This is a genomic window from Streptomyces albiflavescens (assembly GCF_014645835.1).
GTDB classification, from domain to species: domain Bacteria; phylum Actinomycetota; class Actinomycetes; order Streptomycetales; family Streptomycetaceae; genus Streptomyces; species Streptomyces albiflavescens.
This window is the reverse complement of record NZ_BMMM01000001.1, coordinates 875,146-892,308: the sequence shown is the minus strand read 5'-3', so window position 1 is coordinate 892,308 and position 17,163 is coordinate 875,146. Positions and strand designations below refer to the sequence as shown.

The following is a 17,163-nucleotide window of genomic DNA, read 5'->3' as shown; positions in this document are numbered from 1 at the left end:
CCTTTCTGACATGGGGATGTGGTCAGGGTCATGGGACACGGGTGTGGCTGCGGGCAAGACCCCGGAGCCACACCTCGGCGGCGATCGTGGAGTAGAGGATGGCGTCGGACAACCCCGGGGAGGCGGGCCGCCGGGCGAGGCGGCGGAGCTCGGCGCCGTCCACCAAGCCCAACTCCTCCAGCCGCGAGTCCTCCCACAGGGCCAGCAGGTCGGCGCGGTGTTGGCGCAGCCCGTTGGAGGCATCCATGGCGGCCGTGGCCTTGTTGGCCCGCCGCAGGCAGGCGTCAGGCACGATCCCGCGCATCGCGGCGCTCAGGACGGGCTTGTACTGCCAGGGCGTGACGCGCTCGCTCGGGCGTACGGCGAGACACGCCTCGATGACGCGGTCGTCGAGGAAGGGAGAGGCCATCGGCAGGCCGGCGCGGGCCGCCATCCGGTCCCACTGCCGGATGACGCGGGTGCACGAGCGGATCTGCTCCAGGTCGGCGTGCAGTCCACGGTCCGGATGCAGCGGCGAGGCCGTCGCCGCGGCACCGAGCAATGCCCGGCGGGCCAGTCGTTCGGCCTCGGGAGTCACCCAGTCGAACAGGCGCGGGGCCATGCCCCAGCCGAGACCTGTTGAGACGGACGGGGCCAACGGGCCGCGTAGGTGGCCGGCGGCGTCGGCGAGCCACTTGCCGTACGGCCGGGAGTCGGCGAGAGCGCGGACTGTGCCGCCGAGCGGCCACTGCCACAGCGCCCGGAACCCACGCAACTGTCGGAGGGCGAACAGCGGACTGGTGCGCAGCAGGCGGTGGTAGTACGCCTCGGAGCACCATGCCACGTGGTCGCCGCCGATGCCGGTCAGGTGCAACCGGCTGCCGCGTGCGGCGAGGCCGGGCAGATGGTGCAGGACCCGGGAGCGGTCCATGACGCCGATGGTGGGCTCGTCGAGGAGGTCGTCGATACCGAGCAGGTCCTCGTAGACCAGCGGCGAGGCGTCGGCGTCCCAGACCACGTGCTCGACGTCCGGGAGGTACCCCATCGCCCGCTCGGCCCAGTGCAGGTCGGTGTCCGCCGGATCGCGTCCCGGCCACGTACTGGCCACCACGCGGGCCGGGGAGCGGTCGGCCAGGAAGCAGACGGAGGTCGAGTCCAGGCCGCCGGACAGGTCGCAGCTCACCACGCCGCCCTGAAGGGTACGCGCGCCGACGGCCTCCTCCAGTGCCTTCCGGATCAGGGGCGCCGCTTCGGCAAGCGGCCGGACCGGCTCCGGCGGCGTCCACCACCGGGTGTGCCGTACGCCGCGGCCTTCCGCGGCGATGACCACGGCGTCTTGCGGAGGAACGGCGGTGATCGCACGCCACAGGGACGTCTCGGAGAGCGGATACGGGGCGGGCCACAGCAGCCTTACGGCCAGTTCCTCCACGTCGGGGTCGAGGCCCAGGACGGCGGCGAGCGTGTCGGCTCGGGTAGCGGCCACCCGCACGCCGTCGATCTCCGCGTGGAAGACGAGGCGCAGTCCGGAGGCGGTGCCCTGCACTCTGATCTGTCCGTCGAGGGCGGCGACGAGGTGGAAGCTGCCGGGGAGGGAATGGGCCAGTGCGTCGAGCTCCGCGAGATCACGCAGCCGTGCGACCCGGCGCCGCAGGTCGTCGGCTTGGATCGGGCAGCAGCCGACGACGGCGACGGAGGCACCGCCGGCGTTGGCCGTGATGACCTCGTCCTCGTGCCAGTGGCCGACCAGCCAGGGCCGGCCCGACGCATGCGCGAGGGTCCGGCTTCCGGGGCGGGCGAAGGAGCGGGCCACGGCGGCCGCGTCCGCACGGTCCGTGAAGACCGCGAAGTGCGCGTCGCCGGGGCCCGTCCCCGCACTTTCGTGCAGTTCAGTCATGACGTCGGTCAGGGACCGTCGGTCGTCAGTTCTTGCTCAGGATCAGTCGGTCGTTGCCGTGGCGCTGCAGGAGCCCCGTCTCCTTCCGGAACGTACCGAGCCGGACGAGCGTCGGCGCCTCATAGGCCTTCTTCATGACTACTCCTCACATGCAGCTTTCCCGACCACCTCCCTGACCGACGGGCCAGAGGACTGGCCGATATGCCGCCGGTCGGTCCAGGGTTCATCGGGAACCCGGGCCAGGAAGTGGGCGCAGCACATAGCTAGCTGCAGAGCGTGAGACCAAGGCAAGAGTGGTTGCGAAGCTCGGATGATATGCAAAAGCCGAATTGCTTGGGTTGTGCGCCCCTCTCGTTTTGGTTGTTGTTGGCGCAGCATTGTTTGTGACCCGGATGCACGCATGTTTGATTGAACGTTTCGACCTGTGTCTTGGCAGTTGCTCGCCGCACTTGCCGGACACGCCTGACGGCGACCACGGGCGGGCGCCGCCGGGGGGCGCGCCACGCCCCTGGACATGCTCCCCTTGAGGGACCACCACGATCGCCGACCAGAAGAAGCCGGGCTTCTTCGGCGAGTGCGACACCAGCAGGTTCATCGTCTGTTGGCGGTACAGCTGTCGCATGGTCCTGACCAGTGCGAATGTGTCGGCCGCGGGGAAGTCGGCGGACTTTGGCCCGCGTATGGTCCTGGTCGTGAGGGTCAGCTGAAGACCACGGTCCGATTGCCGTGGATCAGGACGCGGCCCTGGCAGTGCCAGTTGACGGCGCGGGCCAGCGCCAGGCGTTCGGCGTCGCGGCCGACGGTGACGAGTCGGTCGGCGCCGGCACGGTGATCGACCCGGATGATCTCCTGCTCGATGATCGGTCCCTCGTCCAGATCGGCCGTGACGTAGTGGGCGGTCGCGCCGACGAGCTTCACCCCGCGGCGGTGGGCCTGGTGGTACGGCTTGGCACCGGCGAAGCTTGGCAGGAAGGAGTGGTGGATGTTGATGGCCCTGCCTTCGAGCCGTTTGCACAGGTCGTCGGAGAGCACCTGCATGTAGCGGGCGAGGACGATGAGGTCGATGTGGTGTTCCTCGACCAGAGCGAGCAGCCGGGCTTCCGCCTGCGGCTTGGTGTCGGCCGTCACCGGGATGTGCTCGAACGGCACTCCGTCGGCTGCCACCAGTGGCTCCAGGTCGGGGTGGTTGGAGGCCACCAGGACGATCTCTGCGTCCAGGGCGTTGCTGCGCCACCGGTAGAGCAGGTCGGCCAGGCAGTGGTCGAACTTGGACACCATCACCAGCACGCGCGGCTTGAGTGCGGCGTTCCTGAGCTGCCATTCCATCCCGAACTCGGCGGCCACGGGCGCGAAGGTGTCCCGCAGACCGTCCACGGTGACCTCGGTGTCGAGGGCGGCGAAACTGGTGCGCAGGAACACGATGCCGTGGTCGGCGTCGTCGAACTGCTGGTGCTCGGTGATGTCGCATCCGTGCCCGAGCAGGAACGACGTCACGGCGTGGAGGATGCCGGGACGCTCGGGGCAGCTGAGGGTGAGGACGAACTCGGTCTTCATGGGGGGGCTCCTCAGCACTCGACGACGTTGAGAGCGAGACCACCGCGGGCGGTCTCCTTGTACTTGTCCTTCATGTCGGCTCCGGTCTCCCGCATGGTCTTGATCGCCTGGTCGAGAGAGACGTGGTGGGTGCCGTCGCCGTGCAGGGCCATCCGCGCAGCGGTGATGGCCTTGAGGGAGGCGACCGCGTTGCGTTCGATGCAGGGGATCTGGACGAGACCGCCCACGGGGTCGCAGGTCAGGCCGAGGTTGTGCTCGATGCCGATCTCGGCCGCGTTCTCCACCTGTTCCGGGGTTCCGCCGAGGGCCTCGGCCAGGCCTGCCGCGGCCATCGAGCAGGCGGAACCCACCTCGCCCTGGCAGCCGACCTCGGCGCCCGAGATGGAGGCGTTCTCCTTGAACAGCACACCGACGGCGGCCGCGGTCAGCAGGAAGTGGACGATCCCGTCCGGCCCAGCACCGCGCACGAAGCGTTCGTAGTAGTGCAGCACCGCCGGGACGATGCCGGCCGCACCGTTGGTCGGGGCGGTCACCACCCTGCCGCCCGCCGCGTTCTCCTCGTTGACGGCCAGCGCGTACAGGGTGACCCACTCCATGGCGTGCAGGGAGTCGGTCTCGGCCTCGGCATCCGCCGCCACCAGCTTGCGGTGCAGGGCGGCCGCCCGGCGGCGCACCTTCAGCCCGCCGGGCAACACCCCGTCGTGTGCGGTGCCTTGGCGCACGCACTCCTGCATCACCGACCAGATGTGCAGCAGGCCGGCGCGGACCTCGTCCTCGCTGCGCCAGGCCAGTTCGTTCGCCATCATGATCGAGCTGATCGGCAGCCCGGTGGCCCTGGTGTGGGCCAGCAACTCGGCTCCGGTGGTGAACGGGTAGCGCACCGGTGTGCTGTCCGGGACGATCTGCGGTCCGTCGGCCGAATTCTCGTCCACGACGAATCCGCCGCCGACGGAGTAGTACGTGCGCCTGACCAGGCAGCTGCCGTCATGGCCGGTGGCCTCGAAGGTCATGGCATTCGCATGGAAGGCCAGCCGCTTGCCGCGGTGCAGGACAACGTCCTCGTCGACCTGGAAGGCGATGGCGTGCTTGCCCAGCAGCCGCAGGCTCCGCGTCGCCCGGACCCGGTCCATCGTCGGCTCCGCGACGGCCGGGTCGACCAGCTCGGGCCCCTCGCCCTCCAGCCCGAGGACCACGGCCTTCACACTGCCGTGCCCGTGCCCGGTGGCGCCCAGCGAACCGAACAGCTCGACATGGACGCGGCTCGTCTCCTCCAGCAGACCGTCCCGCTCCAAGGCGTTCGCGAAGGAGAGCGCCGCGCGCATGGGGCCGACGGTGTGGGAGCTGGAGGGGCCGATGCCGACCTTGAACATGTCGAAGACGCTGATGCTCATCCGCTGCTTCCCCGGTATTCCGTGCCGGCGTCGACCAGCCAGGTGGCCAGGTAGGAGGCGAACGAGGAGCGGACCAGCAGCCAGACGCTGGACGCCCCCTCGCCGCGCACCACGAGGGTGATCGGCGCCTGCGCCAGCAGCGTGGTCAGGCAGGAGCCGACGGGTGTTGCCCGCGGGTCCAGATCGATGGCACAGCCCTGGGCCAGGACCTCGCGGACGAGGTGCCCGGAGAGGGCCAGCGTGGTGCGCTGCGCCGAGACGTCGGTGACGGCGGCGAACTCGTCACCGATGGCCGATCGCAGCTGCGCGAGGAGCTCGTCCTGCAGGCCCTCGGGGGCCGCCAGGAGCCATTCGTCCGGGCCCATCCACAACACCTTGACGTCGCCGGACAGTTCGGCGCGCAGGGGACCGGGGAGGGTGATGTCCAGGGCGGATTCCACGGCCTTCGCCGCGGCACTGCCGGGCGCCACCCGCAGGGTGAGCTGGGTCAGGTAGGGCAGTTCCCGCACCTGGAGTCCGGTCGGCAGCTGGGCGAAGTCGTCCTGCCACTCGGACAGCGGGCTGAAGCGAATGGGCGTCTCAACCGTCACGGCGAGCTCCCTCCTTGTCGAAGAGCACGGGGTCGGTCACGGTCACCGGGACGGTCCGGCCGTCCAGCGGGACGTAGAGGGTCTCGCCGATGCGCCGGGTTCCCGAGCGCACCAGGGCCAGGGCGAACGTCCGCTGCAGGGCGTCGCTGCGGTAGCTGGAGGTGACGTGGCCCAGCATGGGGACCGGCGGCGCCGGGATGTCGCTGGTGGCGATGATCTGGGCGCCTTCGGGGAGCAGGACCCGCTCGTCGACGGGCAGCAGACCCACCAGCTGCTTGCGGTCGTCGCGCTGGTTCTCGGCTCGGGTGAAGGACCGCTTGCCGACGAAGTCCGGCTTCTTCTTGGACACGACCCACGACATGCCCAGGTCCTGCGGGGTGATGGTGCCGTCGGTGTCCTGCCCGATGATCGGGTAGGCCTTTTCGGCGCGCAGCACGTGCATCGTCTCGGTGCCGTACGTCGTGAGGCCGAACTCGCTGCCTGCCGTGTACAGGGCCTTCCATACGGTGATGCCGTACCAGGCGGGCACGTTGATCTCGTAGGCGAGTTCACCGGAGAAGCTGATCCGGCACACGCGCGCCGCCACCCCGGCGACGGTGGTGTCCTTCCAGGACATGAAGGGGAAGGCGTCGTTGTCGACGTCCAGGTCCGGTGCCACCAGGGCCAGTACGTCGCGGGAGCGCGGGCCGACCAGGGGGATCGTCACCCAGTGCTCGGTGACGGAGGTGAGGTGCACGCGCAGGTCGGGCCACTCCGTCTGCAGCCACTCCTCCATCCATTCGAGGATCTTGGCCGCGTTGCCGGTGGTCGTGGTCAGCAGGAACTCCTGCTCGGCCACCCGGATCACGGTGCCGTCGTCGATGGCCATGCCGTCCACGCCGCACATCACGCCGTAGCGGACCCGGCCCACCTTGAGGGTGCTCATCAGGTTCGTGTAGAGCCGGTCCAGCAGTACGCCGGCGTCCGGTCCCTGCACATTGATCTTGCCGAGCGTGGAGCCGTCCATCATCGCGACGCCGGTGCGGGCGGCCCGGCACTCGCGCAGCACGGACTCGTCCATGGTCTCGCCCGGCCGGGGGTAGTACCAGGGACGCTTCCACTGGCCGACGTCCTCGAACAGGGCGCCCTGCTCGACGTGCCAGGGGTGCAGCGCGGTCACCCGGACCGGGTCGAACAGTTCACCGCGGTTGCGGCCGGCGAGGGCGGCGAAGGCGACCGGTACGGCCGGCGGGCGCAGGCGCATGGTGCCGAGGTCGGCGACATCCACGCCGAGTGCCTCGGCGACGATGCCCGAGGTCATCACGCCCGAGGTGCGGCCCTGGTCGTGGGCGGTGCCGATCGTGGTGTACCGCTTGACGTGCTCCACCGACCGCAGGCCCGCCCCGGTCGCCCGCAGCACGTCGGAGACGGTCGCGTCGCGTTGCAGGTCGACGAACTGGAGCACGCCGTCCAGACCTTCCTGGGGGCTCGGCACCCGCCACAGCACCCGGGTGGGTGCCGCTTCCGGGAGCGGAGCGGGCGTCGGCAGGGCGATCATCTGGCCGGTCCTGCTGATGGCCGACAGCGCCTGCCAGGCGGCGTCCACTCCGTCGGCGAGACAGCCGGACAGGGTGAACGTACCGTCGGCCGATCCCGCCGCACGGACGGTGCGCAGTGCCTCCCCGGGGACGAAGGCGCCGATTCCGGCGTCGTAGCGCAGGGTGCCGCGGGCCTGGCTGAACAGGGCCACCGCGGGGTTCCAGCCGCCGGAGACCAGCAGCAGGTCGCAGTCGATGCCCTGCCGCTCGCCGAGGTCTCCGTGGCCGAAGGGGGCGACATGGGCGCGGGTGACGCGTTCGATGCCGCTCGTGCCGGTGACGACGTGGCCCGCGCGGATGCCGATGCCGCGTTCGTCGCAGGCAGTGCGCCAGTGTTCCGGCACCTCCTCGCGAGCGTCGATCACCGCGGCGATCCGCACGCCCGCGTCGGCCAGTTCGAGGGCGGCCGGGTAGGCGCTGTCGTTCGTGGTGAACACGACGGCCTGCTCGCCGGGCAGCACGCCGAAGCGGTTGAGGTAGGTGCGGGCCGAGCCGGCCAGCATGATCCCGGGGCGGTCGTTGTCGTCGAAGGCGACCGGACGCTCGTAGGCGCCGGTGGCGTACACGACCTGCCGGGCGCGGATACGCCAGATCCGCTGCCGTGAGACGTGCGGGGGCGCCGCGGCACCGAGGTGGTCGGTGCGCTTCTCCAGGGCCAGGACGAGCCCGTCGTCGTAGTGGCCGAAGGCGGTGGTGCGCTGGAGTATCCGTACGTCGGCGAGGCCGTCGAGTTCCGCGACGACCTCGTCGACCCATGCCTTCGCCGGTGCGCCTTCGAGCAGTTCCTGGCTGCCGAGCAACGACCCGCCGGGCTGCGGGAGTTCGTCGACGAGGATCACCCGGGCTCCGGACCGGGCGGCGGCCAGCGTGGTGGCCAGGCCCGCCGGGCCCGCGCCGACGACGAGCAGGTCGCAGTGGGCGTGCATGGTGTCGTAGCGGGCGGTGTCGGGCTCGCTGCTCAGCCTGCCCTGGCCGGACAGACCCCGGGCGACGAGACCGTCGTACAGCTCCACGGTGGTGGCCGTGAGCATGGGCTCGGGGAAGGGGGCCTCGATCTGCACGAGCGCGTTGGGCTCTTCGGCTCCGGCGGCCAGGACACCGCGCGGGCGGCCGTGCTTGATGCTGTCGGCCACGTGGTGCACGCCGTTGGCCAGCAGCGCCGAGGCGAGGGTGTCGCCGGGGTGCCCGGTGTAGGCGGTGCCGTCGAAGGTGAAGGAGAGGGTGGTGTCGCGGTCGACGTGACCGTGGCCGGGGGCACGGAAGGGGGTGTTCATCGGCTGGCCTCCTGGCCCTTCGCCCGCGGGGCGGCGGGTGCGGTGCTCGTGTGGGAAGGGCGCTCGGCCCCGATGCCGTAGACCGTGAGGAACTCGTGGGTGACGGTGTCGCGCAGCGCGTTGAACCAGCGCCGGCAGCCGGCCGAGTGCACCCACCGTTCGGCGAACGGGCCCTTGGGATTGTCGCGGAAGAAGACGTACTGGGCCCACTGCTCGTCGTCGAGCGCGTAGGGGTCCTCGGGGTAGGCGATGTGCGCCTCACCGCCGTAGTGGAACTCGATCTCCTCGCGCTCACCGCACCAGGGGCAGGCTATGAGCTGCATGTCGTTACTCCTTGGCTGGTGGGCGACGGCTAGTGGGCTACGGCGGCCGCGCCGTGCTCGTCGACCAGAGCGCCGGTGGTGAAGCGGTCGAGCGTGAAGGGCGCGTTGTAGGGGTGCGGTTCGCCCGTGGCGACGGTGTGCGCGAAGCACCAGCCGACGCCCGGGGTGGCCTTGAAACCGCCGGTGCCCCAGCCGCAGTTGAGGTAGAGGTTCTCGACGGGGGTCAGGCCGACGATGGGGGAGGCGTCCGGGGTGGTGTCGACGATGCCGGCCCAGGTGCGCAGCATGTGGGCGCGGGCGAAGACGGGGAACAGCTCCAGGGCGGCGGCCATCTGGCGCTCCAGGATGTGGAACGCGCCGCGCTGTCCGTAGCCGTTGTAACTGTCGATGCCGGCGCCCATGACCAGCTCGCCCTTGTGCGCCTGAGAGACGTACACGTGGACGGCGTTCGACATCACCACGGTCGGGTGCACGGGCTCCAACAGCTCGGACACCAGGGCCTGCAACGGGTGGCTCTGGAGCGGTAGCCGCAGACCCGCCATGGCGGCCAGTACGGAGGAGTGGCCCGCGGCGGCGAGCGCGACCTTGCCGGCGGCGATGTCGCCGCGAGTCGTCCGCACTCCGCGTACCCGGCCGTCGACGATATCGAGGCCGGTGACCTCGCAGTCCTGGATCAAGTCGATGCCGTACGCGTCGGCCTTGCGGGCGAAGCCCCAGGCCACGTAGTCGTGCTTGGCGATACCCGCGCGCGGCTGATACGTGGCGCCGAGCACCGGATACCGCACGTCGGGCGAGATGTTGACGATGGGACAGACCTTGGCGACCTCTTCCGGCTCCAGCCACTCGGCGTCGATGCCGTTGAGCTGGTTGGCATAGACACGGCGCTTGCTGTCGCGGATGTCCTGAAGGCTGTGGGCGAGGTTGAGCACACCGCGCTGGCTGAACAGGATGGGGTAGTCGAGGTCCTCTTCGAGGGTCTCCCAGAGCTTGAGGGAGTGCTCGTAGATGCCGGAGCTCTCGTCCCAGAGGTAGTTGGAGCGGATGATCGTGGTGTTGCGGGCCATGTTGCCGCCCGCGAGCCAGCCCTTCTCCAGCACCGCGATGTTGGTGACGCCGTGGTTCTTGGCCAAGTAGTAGGCCGTGGCCAGGCCGTGTCCGCCGCCGCCGACGACGACGACGTCGTACGACGGCTTGGGGTCGGGGTTGCGCCACAGGAAGTCGGGGTGGTCGGGCAGGGCGTCGCCGGGCCCGGCAGAGGGGCGCGAAGCTCGATTGAGGGTGGTGGTGGGAGACGGGCGGGCGGGGGCGTTGTCGCGCGGGCCTATCACTGGGCAGCCTCCTCGGCCACGAGCTGCGGGTCGACGGGGTACAGCGGGAAGCGGTCGGTCAGGACCTGGACGCGGCGGCGCAGCGCGGCGGCGACCTGGTCGTCGAAGCCGGGCAGGAAGGCCGTGGCGACGATGTCGGCGACCTCCGTGAACTCCTCCGTACCGAAGCCGCGCGCGGCCAGCGCCGGGGTGCCGATGCGGACGCCGGAGCTGATCATCGGCGGGCGCGGGTCGAAGGGGACGGCGTTGCGGTTGACGGTGATGCCGATCCGGTGCAGCCGGTCCTCGGCCTGCTTCCCGTCGAGCTCGGAGTGGCGCAGGTCCACCAGGACCAGGTGTACGTCGGTGCCGCCGGTCAGCACGCTGACTCCGGCCGCCTTCGTGTCCTCGGCCAGCAGCCGCTCGGCCAGGATCGCCGCCCCTTCCAGGGTGCGGCGCTGACGGTCCGCGAACTCCGGCTGTGCGGCCATTTTGAAGGCCACGGCCTTCGCCGCGATGACGTGTTCGAGGGGGCCGCCCTGCTGGCCCGGGAAGACCGCGGAGTTGATCTTCTTGGCGAGTTCGGCGGTGGACAGGATCACCCCGCCGCGAGGGCCGCCGAGGGTCTTGTGGGTGGTCGTGGTCACGACGTGGGCGTGCGGCACGGGCGAAGGATGCAGACCGGCGGCCACCAGACCCGCGAAGTGGGCCATGTCGGCCATCAGGTAGGCGCCGACCTCGTCCGCGATGCGACGGAACTCCGCGAAGTCGAGCTGCCGGGGGTAGGCCGACCAGCCGGCCACGATCAGCTTCGGCCGGTGCTCGTGGGCGAGCTTGCGGACCTGCTCCATGTCGACGCGGTGGTCGTCCTCGCCGACCTGATAGGCCGCCACCTTGTACAGGCGCCCGGAGAAATTGAGCCGCATGCCGTGGGTGAGGTGGCCGCCGTGGGCCAGGTCCAGGCCCAGGATCGTGTCGCCGGGCTGGAGCAGAGCGGCCATGACAGCGGCGTTGGCCTGCGCGCCGGAGTGGGGCTGCACGTTGGCGGCCTCGGCTCCGAACAACTGCTTGATGCGGTCGATCGCGATCTGCTCGACGGCGTCGACGTGCTCGCAGCCGCCGTAGTAGCGGCGTCCGGGGTAGCCCTCGGCGTACTTGTTGGTCAGCACCGAGCCCTGGGCCTGCATGACCGCGAGCGGCGCGAAGTTCTCGCTCGCGATCATCTCCAGGGTGCCGCGCTGCCGGGCCAGTTCCGCGCCGATCGCGGTGGCGATCTCCGGGTCGAAGTCGTCGAGCCGGGCGCTGAGCACCGCGGATCGGGCCACTTGCCGGTCGGGGGTGTGGGCAGTCATCAGAACTCCCTGGGGATCTGGGGACCGACTGAAATGCGACTGATATATCAACCTGCTGTTGCGCTACGCTAAGAGCCCCGATCGGCTCGCGTCAAGGGAGGAATTCGAGTGACCGCGTCGACCATCGCTGGTGACCAGGGCGGTGGAACGCTGGCTGATCAGGCCTATCGCTCCATCTCGGACCGCCTGGTGACCCTCCAGATCCGCCCCGGTGAGCCCATCAACGACGAGCGGATCGCCGCCGAACTCGGCTTCGGTCGTACACCGGTCCGGGAGGCCCTCAAGCGTCTGGAGCACGAGCGCCTCATCGTCGCCTACCCCCGGCGCGGAACCTTCGCCACCGAGGTCCAGATCGCCGACCTCGGACACATCTCGGAGGTCCGGGAGCAACTGGAGCCCCTCGCCGCGCGGATGGCCGCCCAGCGCGCCGGCCAGAGCGACCGCGCCGACCTCGACCGGCTCCTGTCCCGGCTGGCGGACGTGTCCGACGGCGGTACGGGCCTGATCCGGCTCGACATGGCCGTGCACCGCGCCATCTACGCCGCGACCCGGAATCCCTATCTGGAAGACACCCTGATCAGGTACGACAACCTGGCCACGCGGATCTGGTGTCTGTTCCTCGACCGGCTCCCCGGCCTCGCGGGTCACGTGCACGAGCACGGGCCCCTGCTGCGCGCCGTCATCGACGGCGACGCGGAGAAGGCCGCGGCTCTTGCCGCGGGACACGTGGAGGGGTTCGAGGCGGCGATCCGCGGCGTGATCTGAGCCGCGGCACGCGCCGGAGGTCCTCGCCCGTCGGCGAGCCGGGCCGCCTTGGCCCTCAGCTTCAGTGCCTCTGCTTCAGCGCCTCCGCTTCAGCGCCTCTGCTTCAGTGCGCCGCGCCCCGCGGTTCCCCTGGGCGCATACGGGGCCTGCCCGCCAACGTGGTCCACAGATAGGGCGCGGCGTCGTCCTCGGGCAGCTGGGCGATCATGTAGCGGACGCAGCGTTCGATCTTCACCCGCCACAGGCGGGCCGCCTCGTTCCCGTCGGCGTCGCGCAAGGCGTCGTGGACGGCGCTGTCCTCGTTCGCGATGGTGTCGCAGGCCTGGCTGTAGTCCATGTCCAGGACGTTGACGAACATGCGCAGACGGGCCGTGAGGCGTTCGAAGGTACCGGCCGCCTGCGGAAGGTCCGCGATGCGAGCGAGTGCGTCCTGGTACCGCAAGTCCACTTCACGGATGCGGAGATGGTCGTTGTCCCGGGCGGCGGCACGTACCTCCGCCAGCGCTGCCGAGGCCGGAGCGAGGTTCTCGCGGCCCAGCATGGCGATCCGGCGCATGAGCAGCGCACCCAGACTCGCGCGCAGGGCGTAGAGGTCCAGCACGTCCTTCGCCGTGACGGCGGGGATCGCCGTCGCACCGCCGGGCAGCAGGTCGAGCATGCCCTCCTCGGCCAGCGCGTGCAGTGCGGCGCGCACACCACGACGGGACAGGCCGAGACGGAGCGCCAGCGGCGCCTCCAGGACGCGGTCCCCCGGCCGGTAGCCGCCGGTCAAGAGGGCTTCACGCAACAGACCGACAGCGGGATCAGTGGTGATGGGCGCACCGGGAGACACGTCGGCCGATGTGATCTCCGCCGCGCCGAGCAGGGCCTGGGGGTCGCGGGCGCGCACATCCTCGACGTTCGAGTCACTGTCAGGGCCGCAGATGGCGGGAGCGTCGTACGACGGGCGCGGAGCGGCGATCCGCGTGAAGGGGGCCGCGGAGGGGGTCCAGGTGCTTGACCAGGTCAGCAGCGCGTCGCGGAGCCGGGGAACGTCGGGTGCCGTCTCCCGAAGGGCATGGCCGTCGGCGGCGAGGAGGCGCTGAGCCTCGTCGGTCCATTCCTCCGGACCGGGTGCGTGGTGCACGTGCAGGCGCGGAGACGCGGCATGGTCCGGGCCGTCGAGGGGCGCGCACGCCTGTGCGGACAGGCCGTACGCCAGCAGGTGCACGCTGGTGCCGCCCCCCGCTGCCGACCTCGCCTGCTCCACGAACGAGCGCACCGCGGAGTCGTCCGTCCCGGCCGCCTTCTCGCCGCACTGCGGGCCGCGCAGGGCCGCGAACGCGCAGGCCACGGCCAGTACATGGGACGGTTCCCGGTCCTTGCCGAACAGCCGGCTCGCGTCGGTTGCCACGGACGTGCGTGCGCCGCCGCCTCGTCCTGCCGGCGTGGTCACCGCGAGGACGCACACCGGTGGGGCGATGAACAGGCCCACCACCTCTTCGGCGCGGTCCGGCAGGGAGTACGCCCGGCGCGGCCCGGCCGTGAGGCGGTCCGGCCGCTGGATGCGGTAGGTCCGCCAGATCCGGCTCACCGTGCTCTGACTCAGGCCGGTCTCGGCCGCCATGGAACGGGTCGACCAGGTCTGCCGGGCGTCCGGCGGGGGAGGCGTCAGCGTGCGGACGAGTACATGCGCGACGGTGTCGTCGTCGGCCGTGGGAGGCCGGCCGGGGCGAGGCTGTTCGTCCAGGCCGGCCAGCCGGTCGGCCAGGAAGCGCGTGCGCCATGTGCCGACCATGTCGCGGGAGACGCCGAGGCGCTTGGCCACATCGCTGTTGGTGGGCTCCTCCGCGCACGCCAGCACGATCCGGGCGCGCAGGGCACGGGCCTGTGAGCAGGTGCGGCTGCGGGACCACTGGATCAGTTCGGTGCGTTCGTCCTCGGTGAGGACCACGGCATCGCGGGGACGGCCGGCCATGCCGGGAACCGTAGCCGAACTTATGACTCGGTAACAGCCCCGTGCCGGGTGCCGTGACGGGGGCATTGTTGGCCGGGCCACGCCTTCACATACTTCGAAGCCATCCGGTGGCCACGCCGCCGGCGTCCCCGCGAAACCGCGAGTTCGTCTTGATCGGCGAGCCCCGGCCCGACCCCCACACCCGCCGGGCAGCACACGAGTTCGCGCACCAGCACATCAAACCCCGACCTGGCCCGGACCTACCCTGAAACAGGCATGTCCGGGTACCGCTCCCGGAGGCTGTGATGACCGTAAACGCAGGAAACCGAGTGGATGACGCGCCACTGTCGCGTTTCCACAAGAAGCTCGCCCTGTACTCCTCCGGGGGTCCGTTCCTCGACGGCTATGTCCTGAGCATCATCGGCGTGGCCATGGTGCAGATCTCGCCGCAGCTGGATCTGTCGTCGTCCGCCGAGGGACTGATCGGCGCGTCCGCGCTGATCGGCATCTTCCTCGGCGCGTTCGTGGGCGGCTATCTCACGGACAAGTTCGGCCGCCAGGTGCTCTACACGATCGACCTGGTCGCCATCATCGGCTGTTCCGTCGCCCAGTTCTGGGCGAACGACCCGGTGTGGCTGTTCGTCCTGCGGCTGCTGATCGGCATGGCGGTCGGCGCGGACTACCCGATCGCGACCTCGCTGCTTGCCGAGTTCACACCGCGCCGCTACCGGGGACCGCTGCTTGGCGGCCTGGTCGTCATGTGGTTCGTCGGCGCCGCCGTGGCCTACATCGTGGGCGAGCTGCTCCTCCAGACCGGCGACGACGGCTGGCGATGGATGCTCGCCAGCGCGGCGCTGCCCGCGACGGTCATCGTGCTGCTGCGCCTCGGCACCCCCGAGTCCCCGCGCTGGCTGGCGAACAAGGGGCGCGTCGAGGAGGCCGAGGCCGTCCTGAAGAAGGTCTACGGTCCCGAGGCGACGATCGCCGACCTGCCGGACGAGGCGGAGGAGCGCGAGAACGTCGACCTCAAGGCGATCCTGCGGGCAGGCTACGGCGGGCGGATGCTCTACATCTCCGTCTTCTGGACCTGTTCCATCGTCCCGCTCTTCGCCATCTACGCCTTCGGCCCGAAGATCCTGGGCGCCCTCAAGCTGGAAGGCTCGCTGGCCAACGTCGGCTCCGCCCTGATCACGGTCATGTTCCTCATCGGCTGTGTGATCGCCCTGCTGTTCGTGAACCGCATCGGCCGGCGTCCCCTGGTCATCCACAGCTTCGTCTGGTCGGGCCTGGCACTGCTGCTCCTCGGCGTCTTCCCCGGCGCCCCCGCGGCCGTGATCATGGTGCTCTTCGCCGTGTACGCGCTCATCATTGGCGGCACCCAGATCCTTCAGTGGATCTACCCGAACGAGCTGTTCCCGACCGAGGTGCGCGGCTCCGCCGTGGGCCTGGCCTCATCCGCCAGCCGTATCGGCGCCGCCGTCGGCACCTACCTCGTCCCCATGGCCCTGACCGGCTGGGGCATCGGCGGCACCATGATCGCGGCCGCCGCCATCAACGCCGTGGGCGCCGTCGTCTCCGTCCTGTGGGCGCCGGAGACGCGTGGCATGGCCCTGCACGAGGCCGCCGCGCTGACGCCCCGGACGGACGTCGCCGCCGCCGAGCGTCCCGCGGCCGTCTGACCGTCACCGACCGTCGCAACGGGCCCCCACCCGCTGGGGGCCCGGGCGGCTCGAGCTCTTCACCCGTAACTGTTCAGGAGGTTTTCCATGAAAGACGTCGTGATCGTAGGCGGCGGCATCGCAGGCCTGGCCGCCGGCTGGCGACTGCGGCACTGGGACACGCTCCTGCTCGAATCCGAGAGCCGGATCGGCGGACGCATCCGCTCGGAGCGCCGCGGACCGTACTGGATGAACTGGGGCGGACACGTCTACGCGGGCGGTGACTCGGCGACCTCGTGGCTGCTGAACAACACCGGCGTCGACTCGGTCCCGGTGCCCGGCTCGCTGGCCGGGCTGTCGATGAACGGCAAGCTGCTGCTCAAGGGCCGCGTGGAGAGCTACCCGTTCCGCATCCCCATGTCGATGGAATCGCGGATCGGCATGGTCAAGGCGGGCGCCAAGGTCGCGGTCCAGGTGGCGCGTTACGCCCGGATCGTGGGCCGGCGGCGGGGCGAGACCGAGGCCCAACGCCAGCAGCGGATCTACGACTTCATGAACGACCGCTCCTTCAAGGACTTCATCGGCGACCTCCCCGAGGACGCCGAAGCCCTCTTCAAGCCGACGGTGACCCGTTCCGCCGCCGATATCGACCAGCTCTCGGCGGGCGCCGGCGTCGGCTACTTCAGCCTCGTGTGGAACATCGGCGCCGGCCTGTCCCAGAGCATCCTCGGCGGCCCGTCCACCCTCACCGAGTCCATCGCGGCGGCCCTCGGGGACCGGGTGCGGCTGAACGCGTCCGTCGACGAGATCGTCCACAAGAAGGACTCGGTCGTCGTCCGCTACCGCCAGGACGGCGTCGAGCAGGAGGTCGAGGCGCGCTACGTGGTCCTCGCCACGCCCGCGACCGTCAGCCACCGCGTCGCGGTCGACCTCGACCGTGACGTCCGCGAGGCCCTGTCGAAGGTCGTGTACGGGCCCTACGTCAGCGCGGCCTTCCTCTCCGACGAGACGGGCCGCCAGGTCTGGGACGACGCCTACGGCATCGCCACGCCGAAGCGGTCCTTCAACGTCGCGCTCAACATGTCGAACGTCGTGCACGGTTACGCCCATGAGCGCCGGCCCGGCAGCAGCATCATGACCTTCTCGCCGGGCAGCCTGGCCCGCGAACTGCTGGAGCACGACGACGACAAGATCCGCCGGATCTACCTCGACGACCTCGACCAGGTGCTGCCCGGCTTCTCCGACCACGTCGTCGAGGCCGAGGTGCAGCGCTGGCCCACGGGAGCGCCGTACTGCTTCCCCGGCCGCGGCAAGCTCCAGCAGACCCTGACCCGGCGCGGCGACCGCGTGTTCCTGGCCGGTGACTACCTCGGCACCCTCTACACCGAGACCGCGATCTCGTCCGGACTGTCCGCCGCCCAGGAGGTGCGGAGCCTGCTGGCCACCGGCCGGCAGACCGCGCGGCGCGACCTGGCGTCGGCGCACACGGCGCCGTAAACCCCGTGCGTGTCGACGCGCATCTTGGCCTGAATCCCGAACGCGTCGGCGCCCACCGCTGCGTAA

General features: G+C 70.5%; 13 protein-coding genes. 3 read left to right on the top strand and 10 right to left on the bottom strand.

Translation table 11 applies throughout. The annotated features are described in order from the left end of the window. Positions 1-28: 28 nt before the first annotated feature. From IEY95_RS03770 to glyA, 9 genes are all read right to left on the bottom strand, one after another. Positions 29-1,873 carry a lasso peptide isopeptide bond-forming cyclase gene (locus IEY95_RS03770; protein WP_189184347.1) on the bottom strand — a complete coding sequence of 615 codons (1,845 nt, stop codon included), beginning with the start codon at positions 1,871-1,873 and terminating at the stop codon, positions 29-31. 25 nt (positions 1,874-1,898) lie between these two features. After that, positions 1,899-2,009: a keywimysin-related RiPP gene (locus IEY95_RS03765; protein WP_107407388.1), complete on the bottom strand. Its 111-nt coding sequence runs from the start codon at positions 2,007-2,009 to the stop codon at positions 1,899-1,901. A 563-nt stretch (positions 2,010-2,572) separates the two neighbouring features. Further along, a complete protein-coding gene (gene purU / locus IEY95_RS03760; protein WP_189184346.1) occupies positions 2,573-3,427 on the bottom strand; it encodes a formyltetrahydrofolate deformylase in 855 nt (284 codons plus the stop codon). Positions 3,428-3,438: 11 nt separating this feature from the next. Continuing rightward, a complete protein-coding gene (locus IEY95_RS03755; RefSeq protein ID WP_189184345.1) occupies positions 3,439-4,818 on the bottom strand; it encodes an L-serine ammonia-lyase in 1,380 nt (459 codons plus the stop codon). Further along, a complete protein-coding gene (locus IEY95_RS03750; RefSeq protein WP_189184344.1) occupies positions 4,815-5,408 on the bottom strand; it encodes a sarcosine oxidase subunit gamma in 594 nt (197 codons plus the stop codon). Before IEY95_RS03750 ends, IEY95_RS03755 begins: the two co-directional genes overlap by 4 nt. Beyond that, entirely contained in the window at positions 5,398-8,259 is a 2,862-nt protein-coding gene (locus IEY95_RS03745) for a 2Fe-2S iron-sulfur cluster-binding protein (RefSeq protein ID WP_189184343.1), read from the bottom strand. Before IEY95_RS03745 ends, IEY95_RS03750 begins: the two co-directional genes overlap by 11 nt. After that, positions 8,256-8,582, bottom strand: a complete 327-nt coding sequence (locus tag IEY95_RS50350; protein WP_189184342.1) for a sarcosine oxidase subunit delta — start codon at positions 8,580-8,582, stop codon at positions 8,256-8,258. Before IEY95_RS50350 ends, IEY95_RS03745 begins: the two co-directional genes overlap by 4 nt. Positions 8,583-8,611: 29 nt before the next feature. Next, a complete protein-coding gene (locus tag IEY95_RS03735) occupies positions 8,612-9,817 on the bottom strand; it encodes a sarcosine oxidase subunit beta family protein (protein WP_189184636.1) in 1,206 nt (401 codons plus the stop codon). Between the two features lie 89 nt (positions 9,818-9,906). Beyond that, complete coding sequence (glyA, locus tag IEY95_RS03730) at positions 9,907-11,241, bottom strand: serine hydroxymethyltransferase (protein WP_189184341.1); 1,335 nt, start codon at positions 11,239-11,241, stop codon at positions 9,907-9,909. Positions 11,242-11,349: 108 nt separating this feature from the next. Here glyA and IEY95_RS03725 point away from each other — a divergent pair, with 108 nt between their 5' ends. Next, complete coding sequence (locus tag IEY95_RS03725; RefSeq protein ID WP_229702544.1) at positions 11,350-12,006, top strand: GntR family transcriptional regulator; 657 nt, start codon at positions 11,350-11,352, stop codon at positions 12,004-12,006. Between the two features lie 103 nt (positions 12,007-12,109). Here the strand turns inward: IEY95_RS03725 and IEY95_RS03720 are convergent, their stop codons facing one another. Then, on the bottom strand, positions 12,110-13,963 hold the full coding sequence (locus tag IEY95_RS03720; protein ID WP_189184340.1) for a helix-turn-helix domain-containing protein: 1,854 nt from the start codon (positions 13,961-13,963) through the stop codon (positions 12,110-12,112). Positions 13,964-14,271: 308 nt separating this feature from the next. Here IEY95_RS03720 and IEY95_RS03715 point away from each other — a divergent pair, with 308 nt between their 5' ends. Both IEY95_RS03715 and IEY95_RS03710 read left to right on the top strand, forming a co-directional pair. Beyond that, positions 14,272-15,621, top strand: coding sequence for an MFS transporter (locus IEY95_RS03715; protein WP_229702543.1), 1,350 nt, complete (start codon positions 14,272-14,274; stop codon positions 15,619-15,621). Positions 15,622-15,708: 87 nt separating this feature from the next. Then, on the top strand, positions 15,709-17,097 hold the full coding sequence (locus IEY95_RS03710) for an NAD(P)/FAD-dependent oxidoreductase (RefSeq protein ID WP_189184338.1): 1,389 nt from the start codon (positions 15,709-15,711) through the stop codon (positions 17,095-17,097). The last annotated feature ends 66 nt before the right edge of the window (positions 17,098-17,163 follow it).